The sequence below is a fragment of the Achromobacter sp. EG18 genome, assembly GCF_059759395.1.
In genome coordinates, this window is the sequence record NZ_CM186213.1 from 5,436,191 (window position 1) to 5,454,628 (window position 18,438).

General features: G+C 66.5%; 14 protein-coding genes. 5 read left to right on the forward strand and 9 right to left on the reverse strand.

Features of this window, described 5'->3' with window-relative positions:
• Positions 1-168 precede the first annotated feature (168 nt).
• Positions 169-1,218, forward strand: coding sequence for a phosphoribosylformylglycinamidine cyclo-ligase (gene purM, locus AC6CR5_RS25125; protein WP_020925060.1), 1,050 nt, complete (start codon positions 169-171; stop codon positions 1,216-1,218).
• Between the two features lie 60 nt (positions 1,219-1,278).
• Here the strand turns inward: purM and AC6CR5_RS25130 are convergent, their stop codons facing one another.
• From AC6CR5_RS25130 to mutL, 3 genes are all read right to left on the reverse strand, one after another.
• Positions 1,279-1,773, reverse strand: coding sequence for a hypothetical protein (locus AC6CR5_RS25130; protein ID WP_020925059.1), 495 nt, complete (start codon positions 1,771-1,773; stop codon positions 1,279-1,281).
• An 84-nt stretch (positions 1,774-1,857) separates the two neighbouring features.
• Positions 1,858-2,808, reverse strand: coding sequence for a tRNA (adenosine(37)-N6)-dimethylallyltransferase MiaA (gene miaA / locus AC6CR5_RS25135; RefSeq protein WP_233639615.1), 951 nt, complete (start codon positions 2,806-2,808; stop codon positions 1,858-1,860).
• Positions 2,809-2,817: 9 nt separating this feature from the next.
• Positions 2,818-4,764 carry a DNA mismatch repair endonuclease MutL gene (mutL, locus tag AC6CR5_RS25140; RefSeq protein WP_437262858.1) on the reverse strand — a complete coding sequence of 649 codons (1,947 nt, stop codon included), beginning with the start codon at positions 4,762-4,764 and terminating at the stop codon, positions 2,818-2,820.
• Positions 4,765-4,861: 97 nt separating this feature from the next.
• Here mutL and AC6CR5_RS25145 point away from each other — a divergent pair, with 97 nt between their 5' ends.
• On the forward strand, positions 4,862-5,500 hold the full coding sequence (locus AC6CR5_RS25145) for a VTT domain-containing protein (protein WP_020925056.1): 639 nt from the start codon (positions 4,862-4,864) through the stop codon (positions 5,498-5,500).
• A gap of 48 nt (positions 5,501-5,548) precedes the next feature.
• Here the strand turns inward: AC6CR5_RS25145 and AC6CR5_RS25150 are convergent, their stop codons facing one another.
• The 3 genes from AC6CR5_RS25150 to tsaE all read right to left on the reverse strand — a co-directional run bounded on the left by AC6CR5_RS25150 (position 5,549) and on the right by tsaE (position 10,146).
• A complete protein-coding gene (locus tag AC6CR5_RS25150) occupies positions 5,549-7,984 on the reverse strand; it encodes a TonB-dependent receptor domain-containing protein (RefSeq protein ID WP_498085030.1) in 2,436 nt (811 codons plus the stop codon).
• A gap of 315 nt (positions 7,985-8,299) precedes the next feature.
• The gene (locus AC6CR5_RS25155) at positions 8,300-9,679 is read right to left on the reverse strand and encodes an N-acetylmuramoyl-L-alanine amidase (protein WP_020925054.1); all 1,380 of its coding nucleotides are present in this window, start codon (positions 9,677-9,679) and stop codon (positions 8,300-8,302) included.
• Complete coding sequence (gene tsaE / locus AC6CR5_RS25160) at positions 9,607-10,146, reverse strand: tRNA (adenosine(37)-N6)-threonylcarbamoyltransferase complex ATPase subunit type 1 TsaE (RefSeq protein WP_026384412.1); 540 nt, start codon at positions 10,144-10,146, stop codon at positions 9,607-9,609. Before tsaE ends, AC6CR5_RS25155 begins: the two co-directional genes overlap by 73 nt.
• Positions 10,147-10,315: 169 nt before the next feature.
• On the opposite strand from tsaE, the gene fumC reads away from it, so the two are divergent.
• Complete coding sequence (gene fumC, locus AC6CR5_RS25165; protein WP_006388898.1) at positions 10,316-11,707, forward strand: class II fumarate hydratase; 1,392 nt, start codon at positions 10,316-10,318, stop codon at positions 11,705-11,707.
• Between the two features lie 81 nt (positions 11,708-11,788).
• Here fumC and AC6CR5_RS25170 read toward each other — a convergent pair whose 3' ends face one another.
• Positions 11,789-12,688 carry an AEC family transporter gene (locus tag AC6CR5_RS25170; RefSeq protein ID WP_020925052.1) on the reverse strand — a complete coding sequence of 300 codons (900 nt, stop codon included), beginning with the start codon at positions 12,686-12,688 and terminating at the stop codon, positions 11,789-11,791.
• A gap of 244 nt (positions 12,689-12,932) precedes the next feature.
• Here AC6CR5_RS25170 and AC6CR5_RS25175 point away from each other — a divergent pair, with 244 nt between their 5' ends.
• Positions 12,933-13,916 carry a tripartite tricarboxylate transporter substrate binding protein BugE gene (locus tag AC6CR5_RS25175; protein WP_006388900.1) on the forward strand — a complete coding sequence of 328 codons (984 nt, stop codon included), beginning with the start codon at positions 12,933-12,935 and terminating at the stop codon, positions 13,914-13,916.
• Between the two features lie 102 nt (positions 13,917-14,018).
• Here AC6CR5_RS25175 and AC6CR5_RS25180 read toward each other — a convergent pair whose 3' ends face one another.
• A complete protein-coding gene (locus AC6CR5_RS25180; RefSeq protein ID WP_020925051.1) occupies positions 14,019-14,909 on the reverse strand; it encodes a LysR family transcriptional regulator in 891 nt (296 codons plus the stop codon).
• Between the two features lie 126 nt (positions 14,910-15,035).
• On the opposite strand from AC6CR5_RS25180, the gene ggt reads away from it, so the two are divergent.
• A complete protein-coding gene (gene ggt / locus AC6CR5_RS25185) occupies positions 15,036-16,793 on the forward strand; it encodes a gamma-glutamyltransferase (protein WP_459694091.1) in 1,758 nt (585 codons plus the stop codon).
• Positions 16,794-16,873: 80 nt separating this feature from the next.
• Here ggt and AC6CR5_RS25190 read toward each other — a convergent pair whose 3' ends face one another.
• On the reverse strand, positions 16,874-18,277 hold the full coding sequence (locus AC6CR5_RS25190; RefSeq protein ID WP_006388904.1) for an APC family permease: 1,404 nt from the start codon (positions 18,275-18,277) through the stop codon (positions 16,874-16,876).
• Between the last annotated feature and the right edge of the window lie 161 nt (positions 18,278-18,438).

The window sequence follows — 18,438 nt, forward strand, 5'->3', positions numbered from 1 at the left end:
TGTCTGGCTTGGGTTTGCGCCAAAATGGCGCCGCGCCGGGCCGGAGCCGTCCCGCCCGCCGCCGGCGGCTTTCGCCGGGCGCTGGCCAGGACCGGGCCGCAACATCGTAAAATGCAGGGCGTTCCACCCCAATTCCCAGCAATTGTTACATATCCCACGGCATTTCTCATGACGAATCAACCCAAAGCTCCCCTGACCTACCGTGACGCCGGTGTCGACATCGACGCGGGCGACGCCCTGGTCGACCGTATCAAACCGCTTGCGGCGCGCACCATGCGCCCCGGGGTGCTGGCCGGTATCGGCGGCTTTGGCGGCCTGTTCGAAGTGCCCAAGAACTACAAGGAGCCCGTGCTGGTCTCGGGCACCGACGGCGTCGGTACCAAGCTGCGCCTGGCGTTCGACTGGAACCGCCACGACACCGTCGGCATCGACCTGGTGGCGATGAGCGTCAACGACATCCTGGTGCAGGGCGCCGAGCCGCTGTTCTTCCTGGATTACTTCGGTTGCGGCAAGCTTTCGGTGGACACGGCGGCGTCGGTGGTGGGCGGCATCGCCAAGGGCTGCGAACTGTCGGGCTGCGCCCTGATCGGCGGCGAAACCGCCGAAATGCCGGGTATGTACCCCGACGGCGAATACGACCTGGCCGGGTTCGCGGTGGGCGCGGTCGAGAAGTCGGCCATCATCGACGGCAAGTCGATCAAGGTCGGCGACGTGGTGCTGGGCCTGGCGTCCAGCGGCGCGCACTCGAACGGCTATTCGCTGCTGCGCAAGATCCTGGAACGCGCCGGCGCCAAGCCCGACGACGACTTCCACGGCCAGCCGCTGGTCGACGTGGTCATGGCCCCGACCCGCATCTACGTCAAGCAGGTGCTGGCCGCGCTGGCCAAGCACGGCACCGCCATCAAGGGCCTGGCCCACATCACCGGCGGCGGCCTGCTCGACAACGTGCCGCGCATCCTGCAGGACGGCCTGTCGGCCCGCCTGCGGCGCGACAGCTGGGAAATGCCCAAGCTGTTCCAGTGGCTGCAGGAGCAGGGCGGCGTCGAGGACACCGAGATGTACCGCGTCTTCAACTGCGGCATCGGCATGGTGCTGGTGGTGGATCCGGCCCAGGCCGACGCCATCGCCGCCACGCTGCGCGAGCAGGGCGAAACCGTCAGCAAGCTGGGCGAGATCGTCGCGCAGACCGAAGGCATGCCCCAGACCGTGGTGGTCTGAGCCGGCTGGCCTCGCAATCAACAACCCGCCCTGGTGGCGGGTTTTTCTTTCGCAGTCCGGCTAGAAGAACTTGACCCGGCCCGCGTCCTCGCGGAATGCTTCTCCCGTATCCAGGTCCGTGCGCCAGATGGTGTCGTGAACGGACAGAAAGCCACGCACCTCCCGGTTGGCGTCCCGCGCGTCGCGCCAGGCCGCCTGGAACCAGGCGAGGTAGGTCTCCGTCATTATTTCGCGCAGTTCGTCGCCGAAATCGTCGTCCTCGTTGTCCATGGCTTCGGTCAACGCGGCGTCGACATCGGGCGCAATCAACGGGTACTGCAATGCCAGCCGCAGGCCCCGTCCACAGTAGCCGGAGCGTGTGTTCAGGGGAATCGCGACGGGAGTGAACGACTCCCAGTCGTACTCGAAGTGGATGGCGTCCACGGTTTCCCTGGAAACGCCCTCCTCCAGCGTGAACGGACGTTCCCGCAGCAACCGCTGGATTTCACTGATCAGGGCGTGGCCCTGCTTGCGCAGTCCGGCGGCAAAAGACTGGTTCGCTTCGTTGATTTCCATCCGTTCGATATCCCGTGGTCAGCCGCTGCCGCAAGGGCCGGCTGCGGCGAAAAGGTCAGGCGCGAAAGCAGGCAGCCTCTTGCGTCAGGATGCGTCGGCCAGTGCCGCGGCCACCGCGTCGATGGTCTGCGCCACCGCGTCGGCCGCCAGGCAGTCGACGATGACGCGCTCGGGCTGGGCGCGCAGCCAGGTGATCTGGCGCTTGGCCAGCTGGCGGGTGGCGGCGATGCCCTGTTCGCGGGCTTCCTCCAGGCTGATCTCGCCGTCGAGATGGGCCCACATCTGGCGGTAGCCCACGCAGCGCACCGACGGCAGGCCGGGGTGCAGGTCGGCGCGCGCATGCAGGCCGCGCACTTCTTCCAACAGGCCGTTGGCCAGCATCGCGTCGAAGCGCTGTTCGATGCGCGCGTGCAGCGCGGCACGCTCAGAGGGTTCCAGGCTGATGGTCAGGTAGCGGTTGTCGTCGTCGCCGGCGGCGGCGCGCTGGCGGCCGAGCAGCGCCGACATGGGCTGGCCCGACAGCTGGCAGATCTCCAATGCGCGCTGGATCCGCTGGCTGTCGTTGGGCGCCAGGCGTGCGGCGGTGACGGGGTCGAGCCGCGCCAGCTCGGCGTGCAGCGCCGGCCAGCCGTCGCGGGCGGCGCGCGCTTCCAGTTCTGCGCGCAGCGCGGGGTCGGCCTGCGGCAGGTCGTCCAGGCCGTCGCGCAGCGCCTTGTAGTACATCATGGTGCCGCCGGCCAGAAGCGGAATGCGGCCGCGCGCGCGGATCGCGTCGATCAGGCGCAGCGCGTCGGCGCGGAATTCGGCCGCCGAATACGACTGCGCCGGGTCCCGGATATCCAGCAGGTGCTGGGGCACCTGCGCTTGTTCGGCCGGCGAGGGCTTGGCGGTGCCGATGTCCATGCCGCGGTAGATGGTGGCCGAATCGACGTTGACGATCTCCAGCGGCCAGCGTTCGGCCAGCGCCAGGGTGGAGGCGCTCTTGCCGGCCGCGGTGGGGCCGGCCAGGCAGATGACGAGGGGAGGGGCGGACACCGGCAAGACCTATTGCCCGCGCAGGAACAGCTTGTCCAGGTCGGACACCGACCACTGCACCCAGGTGGGCCGGCCGTGGTTGCACTGGTCGGCGCGCTCGGTGGCTTCCATCTGCCGCAGCAGGCCGTTCATCTCTTCGATCGTGAGCTTGCGGTTGGCGCGCACCGAACCGTGGCAGGCCATGGTCGAGAGCAGTTCGTTGCGCTGTTCGGTCAGCAGGCGCGACACGCCCACGCCGGCCAGGTCGCGCAGCACGGCGCGCGCCAGCGTCTCGATGTCGCCGCGCGCCAGGATCGCCGGCACCGAGCGCACCGCGATCGAGGTGGGGCCGGACGGTCGCATCTGGAAGCCCAGGTCTTCCAGCTGCTCCTCGAATTCCTCGACCACCGCCACGTCCTTTTCCTGGGCGTGGAACACCACCGGCACCAGCAGGTCCTGGCGCGGCAGGCTGCGCGCGTCCAGCGCCTGCTTGAGCTGTTCGTAGACCACCCGTTCATGGGCGGCGTGCATGTCCACCAGCACCATGCCGCGGCGGTTCTGCGCCAGGATGTAGATGCCGTGCAACTGGCCCAGCGCCATGCCGAGGGGGTGTTCCTCGTCGGCCGGCAGCGTCGGCGCGGGTGCGGCCTGCGGCGCCAGCGCCGCCACGTCGCGCAGCGGCTCGACGCGCGCGGCGGTGTCTTCGGTCAGCGGGCGATACAGCGATTGCCAGTCGGCGGCGGGAATCCCGGCCGGCTCGGCGTGCAGGCGGAACGGCACCTGTGTATGCGGGCGCTGCGGCGCCGGCGAGGGCCGCAGGCCGTAGGCGGGCGCGGCGCCCGGGCTGGCGCCGGTATAGCCGGGGCGAGGCGTGTCGGCCGGCGCGGAGGCGGGCAAGCCGCCGGCTGCCGCGGGCGCTGACGGCGCCACGGTCTCGAATCCATCATCGTCATCGCGCGTCGCCGCGGCCGGCGCCACCGCCGACGATCCGCCGGTCTGCGCCAGCGTCTGGCTGACCGCGTGGTTGACGAAGCGGTGCACCGCGCCGCTGTCGCGAAAGCGCACCTCGTGCTTGGCCGGATGCACGTTGACGTCGACCGCGGCCGGGTCGATGTCCAGGAACAGCACATAGGCCGGCTGGCGGTCGCCATGCAGCACGTCGGCGTAGGCGGCGCGCAGCGCGTGGCTGACGGTGCGGTCGCGCACGTAGCGGCCGTTGACGTACAGGTACTGGCGGTCGGCGCGGGCGCGGGCAGCGGTGGGGCGGGTGATCATGCCGGCCAGGCTGACCGTGCCGACGCTGTGCGACAGCAGCAGGCCGTGCTCGGCGAACTCCGCGCCCAGCACGTCGCGGATGCGCTGCGGCGGTTCGGCCGGCAGCCATTGGCGTTGCGCGCGGTCGTGGTGAAACAGGCGGAAGGCGATCTGCGGATGGGCCAGCGCGATGCGCTCCATGGCGTCGACGCAGTGGCCGAACTCGGTGGCTTCCGAGCGCAGGAACTTGCGCCGCGCCGGCACCGCGTCGAACAGCTGGCGCACGTCCACGGTGGTGCCGGGCGGACCCGAGGCGGGCGTGACCTGCATGTTGCCGGCCTGGATCTGCCAGGCATGTTCGCCGTCACGGGTGCGCGAGATGATGGACACCTGCGCCACCGAGGCGATCGAGGCCAGCGCCTCGCCGCGGAACCCCATGGACGCGACCGATTCCAGCTCGTGCAGGTTGCGGATCTTGCTGGTGGCGTGGCGCGCCAACGCCAGCGGCAGTTCTTCGGGGGGGATGCCGCCGCCGTCGTCGGTCACGGCAATGCGGCGGACGCCGCCGCCCTCCAGGCGCACCTCGATCGCGCGGGCGCCAGCGTCGATGGCGTTCTCCAGGATTTCCTTGAGCACCGAGGCGGGTCTCTCGATCACTTCGCCCGCGGCGATCTGGCTGATCAGCAGATCGGGCAGCGCAAGAATGGAGCGGCGTTCTGTCATGGGGTGTTCCGGTATAGCCATAGGGAGGATTTTAGCCTCTGGATGGGCTGGGCTATAGTCGTGGCCTTATTCCCCTTCCGCTTCCAGGGACGTATTGATGCTCGATTTTTTCCAAATGGTGCTCCACATCGACCAGACCCTCGGCGTCTGGGTCCAGCAGTATGGCGTGTGGGTCTATCTGGTGCTGTTCCTGATCGTTTTCGCGGAAACCGGGCTGGTGGTGCTGCCGTTCCTGCCGGGCGATTCGCTGCTGTTCATCGCCGGCGCCTTCGGCGCCACCGGCAGCCTGGATCCGGTGCTGCTGGGGGCGCTGCTGATCGTGGCCGCCATCACCGGCAACAGCGTGAACTACGCCATCGGCCGCTATATCGGGCCGCGCGTGTTCTCGATGAACCTGCGCTTCCTGGATCGCGGCGCCCTGATGCGCACGCACGCGTTCTACGAAAAGCACGGCGGCAAGACCATCGTCATGTCGCGTTTCATCCCCGTGGTACGCACGTTCGCGCCGTTCGTGGCCGGCGTGGCCGACATGCCGTTGTCGCGCTTCCAGCTGTTCAATATCCTGGGAGCCCTGCTGTGGGTGGTGAGCCTGGTGGCGGCGGGTTATTTCTTCGGCAACATCCCGCTGGTGAAGGAACACCTGAACACCATCGTGCTGATCGGCCTGGCCGCGGCCATCGTGCCGGTGGTGGGCGCGGCGTTGTTCAAGCTGCTGCGCGCCCGCCGGGGCGGCTGACCGCGGCGATGCGAGCCTGGCCACCCCGGAAAAGGGATAACGACGGAATCAGAACATCGCGGTGAGGCTTAGCTGGTAGGTCCTGCCAGGCGCGGCGCCCAGGGCGATATCACGCAGATCCTGCTCCGAGGTCGTCGTCATTTTTCTATTGCTGGCGTATTCCCAGTATCTGCGGTTGGTGAGGTTGTAGACTCCCATCGCCACTGTCAGGTGCTTCTTCACGTTGTAGTAGGCCGTCAGATCGAAAATGCTGTATCCGGGGACGCGCAGGTAGTTCTTTTCGTACTTCCCGGAATATTCTTCGAATGAGAGGCTGCCATTGTTCGGGAAATTCTGGCGGACAGGATCGACGGCTTGCTTGCCCTTGACGAAGGTGGCGGTAAGGCTCGCGCCATAGCGGTTCTGGGGGTCATCCCACGCCAATGATGCAATGGCCTTGACAGGCAACACGCTGTCCAGCTCCACCCAGCCATCACCCGAATACGATGATTTCGATTTGCCCTGGTTGTATCCCACGGCAAAAGTGCTGCTCAATCCGTGGGCGGCGCCGAACAGCGCGCCATAATCGATCCGGGTGACGACCTCGGCGCCATAGATGTATGCCTTGTCGCGGTTCTCCGCGATGGTGAGGCTGGAGATCGAGGCCGGAAGCCTGGCCAGCAGGCTTTGCACGCCTGGTTTCGGCGCGCCTGTCTGGTAGTCCCTCAAGGCGTATTTCCGGTTATAGATGAAATTGTCGTAGCTGTTGTAGAAGACATTGCCGCGCACCGTAAGGCCACGGGCTGCCTTGCCAACCACCCCTAATTCAAACTGGTTGCTGGTTTCGGACTTGAGGTCGGAATTGCCCACCATGGCGGGCGAGGCGCGCCCGATCCTGGGGTGCAGCCAGATTCCCGCTATCTGGCTGCTGGTGGGGTAGGAGACCCCGCGTTTGTATTGCAGGTAGGTATTGAACCCCTGGTTGAACGCATACATGACGGTCAACGAAGGCAATAGCTTCCCGTCCGTAAACGTCTTGCCATGTATCTCGTTGATTTCCGCCAGCGTCAATGCGCCCAGCGCCTTGTCGTCGGACGGCGCCTCAAAGCCCTGCGGGTTGATTTTGTGCCACGAGTATTTCAGGCCCGGCATTACCGAAAGCGCGCCGATGGTGATGGTGTCGCTCAGCCACACATTCGTGTCATAGGTCCTGTTGTTGCCCTGTGGCTGCAAGGTGGGATGGTCCGCGCCGACCTGTTCAAACGGCCGGGAAAAATCCGTTATCGAGAAATTCATGCCGTAATTCAAGGCCTGGGCGCCATAGTCCTTGGTGATTTCGCTTTGCAGGCCATAAGTCTTGGTGTTCATGTTGGAGAAGGTCGAAACATTCTCCAAGGGGTTCTCCGTCTCCATGCCGGTCGACCTCCACCTGGAGGAAGTGACGATATCCTGTGCTGACACCGTGTCGTCGCCAACGCGCGTGCGCTGATAGAAGACCTTGCTTTCCATCGTGTCTATCAGGGTGTTGTTTCGTGGCGTGAATACGTGCGCCAGGCTGATTGAGTCGCGTTGCGTGGAGTTCTTCTGCCCGTGTGAGCCCACGATGCTCTCGCGGGCGGCGCTGCTGTTCAGCTTTTTATACATGGGCGCGCTCTCCCTGCTGGATTTACGGTAGAAATCCAGGGTGCCTATGATCCGGCCGCTGCCGCCGGTATCGATCACGCCATTGATCAGCGCCGCATCGGAATGCCAGCGCATCGGATAAGTATCCAGGTAGCCGCTGTTGTTTTGCGTCTGCCTGCCATCACGGCGGCTGTAGGCGAACAATGCCCGGGCGCTGTCATTGCCGAACGCGGTGGTCACGCCGTTGTGCCAGCCATGATCGGTCGTGTCGAACTCGCCGGTGTATTCCAGGTAGCTGCGTTTACCGTCCGTGAGATAGGCATCCGGTGATTTGCTGACGAATGACACGGAGCCGCCGACCACGTTCTTGACCGTGTTCTGGCGTGATCCGGAAGCGATGTTCACCTGGCCGTACAGATAGGGATCGATGTAATCGCGGCCAATGCCAAAAGTATCTTCACCGCTGGAGACCGCGTAACTGCGCCCGGTCGCGTCCGGCAAGGGGATGCCGTTGACATCCAGCGCCACCCGGTTGCCGTCCAGGCCACGGATGTTGTAGCTGCTGTAACCGCCACGGTCAAAACCCGATTTGCCGTTGCGGGACCCGCTGTTCACGCCTGATGCGCTGATCAGCGGTTGGTAGCGCATGATGGTGCCAAAGTTGTTGCCACCCGTCCTTTTCAGCTCATCGGCGGAAATGGATTGCGTGGTGACATCTTCCGGCTTGATGGTTGCGCTAACAGTGATCGGCGAAAAAATCTTCAACCCATCACGAGCGTCGTGCCTGGCCTCGCCGGGCGTGGCCTCGTTCGGGACGGTCTGGCCATAAGAGGTTGTGGACAACAGGAGGGCTGCCGCCAGCGATATTTTCGTGCGTTTCATGTTCCAGAATCCCTGCATGATGAATACAGGATTGCGCTGGAACGCAAGGCGGAGCGGATAGCAGGCGGACGGCCATGGATCTTTCCAAAAGATGGCCGCTAATCTACCGGGGTCGCCTTTCGGTATCTGTATGGATCCGTCTGAAAATCCGGAGACAAGTCTCGCACCTGCCGGTATATAGGATGGTGTAACCCGGCGCTTGTGATAGCCGCACCGTATTCAAGCCGCAGCCGGATCGTCCGAAGGCATTGATGGCGCGGGCGCAAAAGAATAGGGCCATGCGCAGGCATGGCCCTATTCGTATCCGGCGTAGTCTCAGCTGACGTCGCCGAGCCGCGCCAGCGGCGGGTTGGCGGTGAAGTAGCGCTGGATGCCGGTCAGCATGGCCTGCGCCAGTTTCTCCTGGTGCGCCGAGGTCTTGAGCAGCGCCTCTTCCTGCGGGTTGCTGATGAAGGCGGTTTCCACCAGCACCGACGGGATGTCCGGCGCCTTCAGCACGGCAAAGCCGGCCTGCTCGACGCTGTTCTTGTGCAGCCGGTTGATCTTCTTGATCTCGTCCAGGAAGGCATTGCCGACCTTGAGCGAATCGTTGATCTGCGCGGTGGTGGACAGGTCCAGCAGCACCTTGGCCACCTGGCGGTCGTGGCTGCCCAGGTTGACGCCGCCGATCAGGTCGGCCGCGTTTTCCTTGTCGGCCATCCAGCGCGCCTGGGCGCTGCTGGCGCCGCGCTGCGACAGCGCGAACACCGACGAGCCGTTGGCCGACGGCTTGATCCAGGCGTCGGCGTGGATCGACACGAACAGGTCGGCGTGTACCCGGCGCGCCTTCTGCACGCGCACATGCAGCGGCACGAAGAAGTCGTCGTCGCGCGTCAGGTAGGCGCGCATGTAGGGTTGGGCGTCGATCAGCGCCTTCAGGCGCCGCGCGATGCGCAGCACCACGTCTTTTTCACGCAGGCCGCTGCCGCCGATGGCGCCGGGGTCCTCGCCGCCGTGGCCGGGATCCAGCGCGATGGTCAGCATGCGTTGCTTGCCACGGCCGGCGGAGGCGGGCGGCGACTTCGGCACCGGCAGCGGCGCGGCGGGCTGCTGGCCGCGCACGCGCGGCGGTTCAGGCGGGTCGGCGCGAGTGGCCGGGTTGCGCTGGATGTCTTCGAGGATGCGCGCCAGCGGATCGTCGGCGTCGGGACCGGTCTTGTTGAGGATGGCGACCAGCGGATCCTGCGCGATCTTGGGATACAGGTCCAGGACCAAACGGTACTGGTAGTCGGCCACCGGCTTGAGCGTGAACACCTGCGGGGCCACGGCCTGCTTCAGGTCGAACACCAGCCGTACCACGTTGGGACGGTTCTGCGCCACGCGCAGGCTCTGGATGTAGGGATCGTCGGGGCGGACCTTGGACACCAGGTCGTTGAGCGCCGCGCTCAGGGTCAGTCCCTCGATATCCACCACCAGGCGGTGCGGATTTTCCAGGGTGAACTGTTCGGCCTTGAGCTCGCTGTCCAGTTCCAGCGTGACGCGGGTGTATTCGTCGGCCGGCCAGGTGCGCACGGCCAGGATGGTGGCGGCCTGCGCCAGCCGTGGCACCACCGGCAGGACGAGCAGGGTGGCGGCGACGCTGATCAGGCGACGTCGGGTGGCGCCTGCCGCTGGGAGGGCGCCGTGTCGGGCGGGGGGACAATCGCGTTCAACCATGTTTGTCCTCGAGCGGTGTGCGCGGTCAGCGTGACATCGCGTCCTTGGCCGGCGTATGCCAGGGAAATCTGCAGGTCGGGAGGGGGCAAAAGGCCCTCGGCCCGTTCCGGCCATTCAATCAAAACGACCGCATCCTCACGCAGCAAATCCCGGAATCCGGCGTCCAACCATTCGCGCGAATCACTAAATCTATAAAAATCAAGGTGATAGAAGTATAAGTTAGAAACTTTATAGGATTCAAGCAGCGCGTAGCTCGGACTCTTGATTCGGCCTGTGATGCCGCATTCCCGCAACAATGCCCTGGAGAAGGCCGTTTTTCCTGCCCCCAGGTCCCCTTGAAGGTGGATACATGCGCCTGCCAGCCCGGTTTCACGACCCGAGACAAGAGGCGCGAGCTGGCGTGCCAGCGCTTCCGTGGCGGCTTCATCGGGCAGGTGCAGGGTCAGGCTGCTGAGGGGAGCGGACATGGCGCGGGTCGGGGGCGAGTGGTAAAAGGTCTGGATGGGAACACGGATCGAACGCAATTATAGGAATTCGGGTTTCTGCTAATCTTATAAGTGATTGCTATTCTCAAATAAGTCCGGCCAGGCGGAATCCGCCGGCCGCGACGGACGCCGCCACGGAGCAGTAAGCGCCATGAAGACCCGCATCGAAAAAGACACCTTTGGCCCCATCGAAGTCCCGGAGGATCATCTCTGGGGCGCGCAGACGCAGCGTTCGCTGCATTTTTTCGCGATCTCCACCGAAAAGATGCCCGAGCCGCTGGTCATCGCGATGGCGCGCCTGAAGCGTGCGGCCGCCAAGGTCAACGCCGACCTGGGTGAGCTCGATCCCAAGATCGCCGATGGCATCATCCGCGCCGCCGATGAAGTCATCGCCGGCAAGTGGCCCAACGAATTCCCGCTGTCCGTGTGGCAGACCGGCTCGGGCACGCAGAGCAACATGAACATGAACGAGGTGCTGGCCAACCGCGCCTCCGAATTGCTGGGCGGCGTGCGCGGCGAAGAACGCAAGGTGCACCCCAACGACCACGTCAACCGCGGCCAGTCGTCCAACGATACCTTCCCCACCGCCATGCACGTGGCTGCCGCCGTGCAGGTCGAGCACCACCTGCTGCCGGCCCTGAAGACCCTGCGCGCCACCTTCGCCGCCAAGAGCGCCGAGTTCTACGATATCGTCAAGATCGGCCGCACCCACTTGCAGGACGCGACCCCGCTGACGCTGGGCCAGGAACTGTCCGGCTACGTCGCCCAGCTCGACCTGGCCGAACAGCAGATCCGCGCCACGCTGCCGGGCCTGCACCAGCTGGCCATCGGCGGCACCGCCGTCGGCACCGGCCTGAACGCCCATCCGCAATTTTCCGCCAAGGTCTCGGCCGAACTGGCCCACGCCACCGAAACCGCCTTCGTCTCCGCGCCCAACAAGTTCCAGGCCCTGGCCTCGCACGAAGCCCTGCTGTTCGCCCACGGCGCCCTCAAGTCGCTCGCCGCCGGCCTCATGAAGATAGCCAACGACGTGCGCTGGCTGTCCAGCGGCCCGCGTTCCGGCCTGGGTGAAATCAGCATCCCCGAAAACGAACCCGGCAGCTCCATCATGCCAGGCAAGGTCAACCCGACCCAGTGCGAAGCCATCACCATGCTGGCCGCCCAGGTCATGGGCAACGACGTCGCCATCAACATCGGCGGCGCCAGCGGCAACTTCGAGCTGAACGTCTACAAGCCCCTGGTGATCCACAACTTCCTGCAGTCGGTGCGCCTGCTGACCGACGGCATGGCCAGCTTTGACCAGCACTGCGCCGCCGGCATCCAGCCCAACCGCGAGCGCATCGCCGAACTGGTCGACCGCTCGCTGATGCTGGTCACCGCCCTGAACCCGCACATCGGCTACGACAAGGCCGCCCAGATCGCCAAGAAGGCGCACAAGGAAGGCCTGTCGCTGAAGGAATCGGCCCTGGCCCTGGGCTACGTCACCGAAGCCCAGTTCGCCGAATGGGTCGTGCCCGGCAGCATGACCAACGCCGGCAAGTAACGCCGCCGTCGCCAAACACGAAGCCGCCCCGTAGGGCGGCTTTTTTTTCAGGTCCAGCAGCGCAACATGCCTCGAAACCCGCTAAGCATTCCCGGTCAACAACAACCAAGCAGGAATCGTCACCGCAGAAAACAACGTCCCCAGGGAAATGAGCACCGCCACCATCCTCCCATCACCCCCCATCCGCATCGCCAACACATAAGCCGCCGAAGCCGTGGGCAACGCCGCGAACAGCAGCAGCATGCGCGCCTCCAGCGGCGCGAGTCCCAGCAACCTGGCCACGCCGAGCGCCACCAGCGGCAACGCCACCAGCTTCACCGCCAGCATCCACGCGATCAACCCGCCATAGCCCTTGCCGCCTTCCCACGCCAGGCTGGCGCCCACGCACAGGATCCCCAACGCGATCGCCGCCGCGCCCAGGCGGGCCAGCACCGTGTCCACCGGTCCCGGCAGGTGCAGTCCCGCGAGGTTGCACGCCAACCCCGCCAGCGTCGACACCACCAGCGGATTGCGCGCCAGCTCGCGCAGCAGATTGCCGCCGTTGTGGCGCGCCAGGCCGTACACCGCCGCCACGTTCGCCATCGGCACGGCGAAACCGATGATCAGCGCCATCACCGTCTGGCCCTGCGCGCCGCCCAGGCTGGCGGATAGGGCCAGTCCGATATAGGTGTTGAAGCGGAAGCCGCATTGCGCCGATGACGCCAGCCCCAGCGACGTGGGCCTGAGCGCCAGCCCCGCCAGCCACGACAAGGCCACGCCCGAGACGATCACCGCCGCCGTCGCCTGCAACAGTATTGCGGCGTTGCCGGCGCTGATCGGCGTGCGCAGGATGGATTGGAACAACAGGGCGGGGAACAGCACGAAGTACACCAGGCGCTCGGCGCCGGCGAAAAACTCGCGCGAGAAATTGAGTTTGTGGCGCAGCGCCCAACCCAGCGCGACCAGCATGAAATCAGGGAAAACGAGCAGTGCAACCGACATGGATAAGCTATTTTTTCTGGCGCGGGCGCGCGGGATCGGCTCGCTATGCGACTGTAAGCATTTGCTGCTATTCTCCGTCATTCTGGCGGGCGCGTGTGCCACAAGCAACCCATAACAGCACGGCTTTCAGCCCTGCACAACAAGCGATGCCCCGCCAACGCTAACTGCTGACTCGTCCACAGACGAGTGCGCCACAAGACGGTCCGTTCACACCCGGGCTCGCATATTTGGAGGAAACACACCAATGATTAAAGTTCGCTCCCTGGCCATCGCCATCGCGCTGGCTGCCGGCACGGTCGGCGCCTCGGTTGCCCATGCCGCCGACAAGTATCCCGACAAGCCGATCCGCGTCATCGTCCCGTTCGCGCCCGGCGGCTCCACCGACATCATCGCGCGCCTGGTGACGCAGCGCATGAGCCAGGAACTGGGCCAGCCCATGGTCGTCGAGAACAAGGGCGGCGCCGGCGGGGCCATCGGCGCGGCCGAAGCCGCGCGCGCCGCGCCGGACGGCTACACGCTGTCGATCGCCACGGTCTCGACCATGGCCGTCAATCCTGCGTGCCGCCCCAACGACCTGCCCTACGATCCGATCAAGGACTTCCAGCCGGTCACCAACTTCGCCAACACCGCCAACGTGGTCGCCGTGAATCCGAAGTTCCCGGCCAAGGACTTCAAGGGCTTCGTCGAGGAACTGAAGAAGAACCCGGGCAAGTACTCGTACGGCAGCTCGGGCACTTGCGGCGTGCTGCACCTGATGGGCGAATCGTTCAAGATGGCCACCGGCACCGACATCGTGCACGTGCCCTACAAGGGCTCGGGCCCGGCCGTGGCCGACGCCGTCGGCGGCCAGATCGAAATCATCTTCGACAACCTGCCGTCCTCGATGCCGCAGATCCAGGCGGGCAAGTTGAACGCCATGGCGATCGCCTGGCCGGAAGACATCGCTTCGCTCAAGGGCGTGCCGAACTTCAAGCAAGCCGGCTTCCCCGTGCTGAACCAGCCGGTCTGGTACGGCCTGCTGGCGCCCAAGGGCACCCCGATGGAAGTCGTGAACAAGCTGCGCGACGCCGCCGTCGTGGCCCTGAAGGACCCCAAGGTCATCAAGGCGCTGGACGACCAGGGCTCGGCGCCCTCGGGCAACACGCCGGAAGAGTTCGCCAAGGAAATCAAGGAACAGTACGACTGGGCGAAGGACGTCGTGAAGAAGCAGAACATCAAGCTGGATTGATGGCCTGACGGCGCGGGCTCCGGCCTGCCGCCGGCCTGGCAGAGAAGGCGCCCCGCGGGGCGCTTTTTTTTCTTTGCGCGCGGGGCCCGCGCCCAAGGGGCGTCAGCGTTCCAGCGCCGCCTGGCTTGCGTCGCAGGCCGCGCGCAACCGGTCGATCAGGTCTCGATGCACGGCCGTCAGCGGATCCTGGCTGCGCGTCAACACGCTGATCGGCACGCCCAGCGTGGGCGACAATCGCCGCAGGCGCATGTCGGGTCGCAGCATGGCCTGGGCCGTGATGGCGTCGACGATGGCGTCGCCGGCCCCGGCCTGCGCCAGCGCGCAGGCGACGTAGTGGGTCTGCACCCGGATCGCGGCGTGCGGGTCCACGCCCTGCGCGTCCAGCGCCATTTGGAGCAGGGCGCCGGCGGCGTCGCTGGCGTCCAGCAGGATCAGGTTGTCGCCCGCGACGTCGGCGAGCGCAAGCGGGCCGCCGGCGGGGCCGCGGCCCAGGTGCACCAGTTCGGTCTGGCCCAGTTCGGTGCGCGTCAGGCCGGGCGTCTCGCTGGTGTCGAAGGTCACCGCCAGGTCCAGCTCGCGCGTCAGCATGCCGCGCACCAGCTCGCTGCTGTGGTAGGTGTGGATATCGAAGGTCAGGCCGGGCTGCGCCTCGCGGCTGTCGCGCACCACGCCGGGCAGCAGGCCCAGGCCCAGCGCCGGCGCGCAGCCCAGCCGCAGGTGCGCGTGGGGCCGGTCGCGCAGGCTGGCGGCCAGCCTGCGCACGCTGTCCAGGTCCTGGTTCAGGCGCGCCACTTCGGGCGTGAGGATGTCGGCTTCGCGCGTGGCCACCAGACGGCCCTTGACGCGCTCGAACAGCTTGAAGCCCAGTTGCGACTCGGCGCTGGCCAGCAGCTTGCTGGCGGCCGGCTGGGTGATGTGCAGCGCCGCCGCGGCCTGGGTCAGGGAGCCGGTGCGGCGGATCGCTTCGAAGATCTCGATGTGGCGCAGGCGCATGATGCGAAGGGTGGGTCGGCGCAATCCCGCATTCTACGGCGCGACGGGGCACTGCGACAGCGGCGCGGGTCTTGTCTATCATGGACGTCCATGCCGGCCATCCGGCGCCATCCTGGAGCCCTTTCCATGCGCGTGTGTCGTTCCACCGCCGCTCTTTTGCTCGCCGCCGCGCTGGCCGCGGCGCCGTCCGCCTGGGCCCGTTCGCCGGTGGCCGCCGACGACCTGAATCCCGAGGCCGCCACCGGCAGCCAGGCCCGCAAGCTGGTGCGCGCTCCGCATTTCATGATGGTCGCGGCCAACCCCCTGGCCACCGCCGCCGGCGACGAGATGCTGCGGCGCGGCGGCAGCGTGGTGGATGCCGCCATCGCCACTCAGCTGGTGCTCAATCTGGTCGAACCGCAATCGTCGGGCATCGGCGGCGGCGCCTTCATGGTGGTGTATTCGGCCAAGGATCGCGCCATCGTGACCTACGATAGCCGCGAGACGGCGCCCGCCGCGGCGCGTCCCGACCGCTTCCTGGATGCCGACGGCAAGCCGCTGCCGTTCGCGCAGGCGGTCAACAACGGCATGGCGGTGGGCGTCCCGGGCCTGCTGCGCGGCCTGGAAATGGCGCACCAGCGCCAGGGAAAGCTGCCGTGGGCCGACCTGTTCCAGCCCGCGATCCGGCTGGCCGAGCAGGGTTTCGCCGTGTCGCCGCGCCTGCACAAACTGCTGGCGGGCAACAAGGAATTGCCGCGCCAGCCGGCCGCCGCGGCCTATTTCTACGCGCCCGATGGTAGCGCCTGGCCGGTCGGCCACATGCTGAAGAATCCCGCCTTCGCGGCCACGCTGCGGGCCGTGGCGCAGGGCGGCGCGGACGCTTTCTACCAGGGCGATATCGCCCGTGACGTCGTGGCCGCGGTGCATGCGCATCCCAAGCCGGGCGACCTGACGCTGGCCGACCTGGCGGGCTACCAGGCGCGCCAGCGTGAACCGGTGTGCGGCGCCTATCGCGGCTACGAGCTGTGCGGCATGGGGCCGCCCAGCAGCGGCCCGATCGCGGTGCTGCAGATGCTGGGCGAACTGGAGCAATATCCGATCGGCGATTTCGCGCCTGGCAGCGTCGAAGCGGTGCATTATTTCGCCGAGGCCGGCCGGCTGGCGTTTGCCGACCGCGACTTCTACGTGGCCGACCCGGATTTCGTCCGCGTGCCGGTGCGCGCGATGCTTGATCCGGCGTATTTGCGCGCGCGCGGCGCGCTGATCCGGCCCGACCGCAGCATGAAGGTGGCGCTGCCCGGCGACCCCGAAGGCAAGCTGCTGTCGCTGGGGCGTGACAACGCCCTGGAGCAACCTTCGACCAGCCATCTGGTGGCGGTGGACGCCGACGGCAATGCGCTGTCGATGACCACCACCATCGAGAACGAATTCGGCAGCAAGATTTTCGTGCGCGGCTTCCTGCTGAACAACGAGATGACGGACTTTTCGTCCTCGTTCAAGGATCCCGAAGGGCGGCTGGTGGCCAATCGCGTCGAACCCGGCAAGCGCCCGCGCAGCGCGATGGCGCCGATGATCGTGCTGCGCGACGGCAAGCCCTACCTGCTGGTGGGGTCGCCGGGCGGCAGCGCCATCATCAACTACGTCGCCAAGACCATCGTGGCGGTGCTCGACTGGAAGCTCGACATCCAGGCCGCCGCGGCCTTGCCGAACCTGGGCAGCCGCAACAAGGAAACCGAACTGGAAAAGGGCACCGCGCTGGAGGCGCTGGCGCCGGCCCTGGAGCGCATGGGGCATCCGGTCAAGATCACCGATTTCCCCAGCGGCATCCATGGCATCGTGATCGACGCCGACGGCCTGCAGGGTGGGGTCGATCCGCGCCGCGAGGGTTTGGCGCAGGGCGGCTGAGGAGGACTCCCGGCGCGCCATCCGCCGTTCCCGCATGGGCCGGGGCAGGCCCCGCGCCAGGCAGGGCCTGGCGCGCCTTCCTATTCCAGCGCCGACGGATCCAGCCGCATCTTTTCCTCGCGGCTGCGTGCCAGGTAGGTGACGCCCCACATCACCACGCCCAGCAGCAGCAGCCAGCCGGCCACCTGGTACTGGATCACGTCGCGTCCGGTCAGCGGCGTCACCAGGAACAGGCAGGCGGCCGCGCCCAGCCACGGCACGATGCGGTTGATGCGGAAATGCTCGTGCTTGACCTGGTCGCGGCGCAGCACCAGCACCGCCACGTTGACGAAGGCGAACACGCCCAGCAGCAGCAGGGCGGTGGTGCCGCCCAGCGCGCGAATGGCCTCGGAGTCGGCCAGCGCCACCAGGATGATCAGGCCGAACGCCAGCGCGGTGGTGAACAGGATGGCGGTCCACGGCGTCTGGTTGCGGCGATGCACGTGGGCCAGGAAGGCGGGCAGCACGCCCTGGCGCGACATGCCGTACAGCAGGCGGCTGGCCATCATCATGTTGATGAGCGCCGAGTTGGCGACGGCGAACATCGAGATCACCGGCATGATGTATTCCACCGGCAGGCCGGGCGCGGCGCGCTTGACCACCAGCACCAGCGGCGTGCTGCTGCCGGCCAGTTCGCCCACCGGCACCAGCGCCACCGCGCAGATCGACACCAGCACGTAGATCACCGCCGTCAGCCCCAGGCCGGTCAGCATCACCTTGGGAAAGATGCGGCTGGGGTTGTGGGTTTCCTCGGCCATGTTGACGGAGTCCTCGAAGCCGACCATGGCAAAGAAAGCCAACGCGGTGGCCGAGGTGACGGCCAGGAACACGCTCTTGTCTTCCGGCGTGTCGAAGGCGATGACGCGCGAGAAGTCGGCCTGGCCTTCCGACATGGCGTAAAAGCCCAGCAGGATCACCATCAGCAGGCCGGACAGTTCGATCAGCGTCAGCACCACGTTGGCGCGCACGCTTTCGGACGCGCCGCGCAGGTTCACCAGCATCACCAGCGCCATGAATCCCAGCGCGCCCATGGTGATCCAGGTCTTGCTGGCCTCGATGCCGAAGGCGGCGAACAGATTGGCCGCGAAGGCCTGCGACGCGGTCGCGGCCGACGTCAGGCCCGAGCACATCACCGTGAAGCAGACGATAAAGGTCAGGAAGTGCAGGCCGAACGCCTTGTGCACGTAGAGCGCGGCGCCCGCCGCTTTCGGATACTTGGTGACCAGTTCCAGGTAGGACAGCGCGGTCAGCAGCGCCACGCCGAAGGCCACCAGGAACGGCAGCCAGGCCGCGCCGCCGACTTCCTTGGCGACCTGTCCGGTCAGGGCGTAGACCCCGGTGCCGAGGATGTCGCCGACGATGAAGAGCAGCAGCAGCTTGGGCCCCATCACCCGCTTGAGCGGGGCGTTCTGTTGCGGATCGCCGCTGGGGGCGTTCGTAGCCATAGTCTTTCTCCTTGTTCTCGTTCGATGGGGAGTCGCGCCAGGGCAACGTCGAGGGAGCGGGCATGCAGCGCGGGTATCGCCGCGCATCGCTCCCTCGGTGCCCGCCATGAAGGGCGGGCCGGTGTGATGGGAAAAGTCTAAATCGGCCGGGAGGCGGGCAA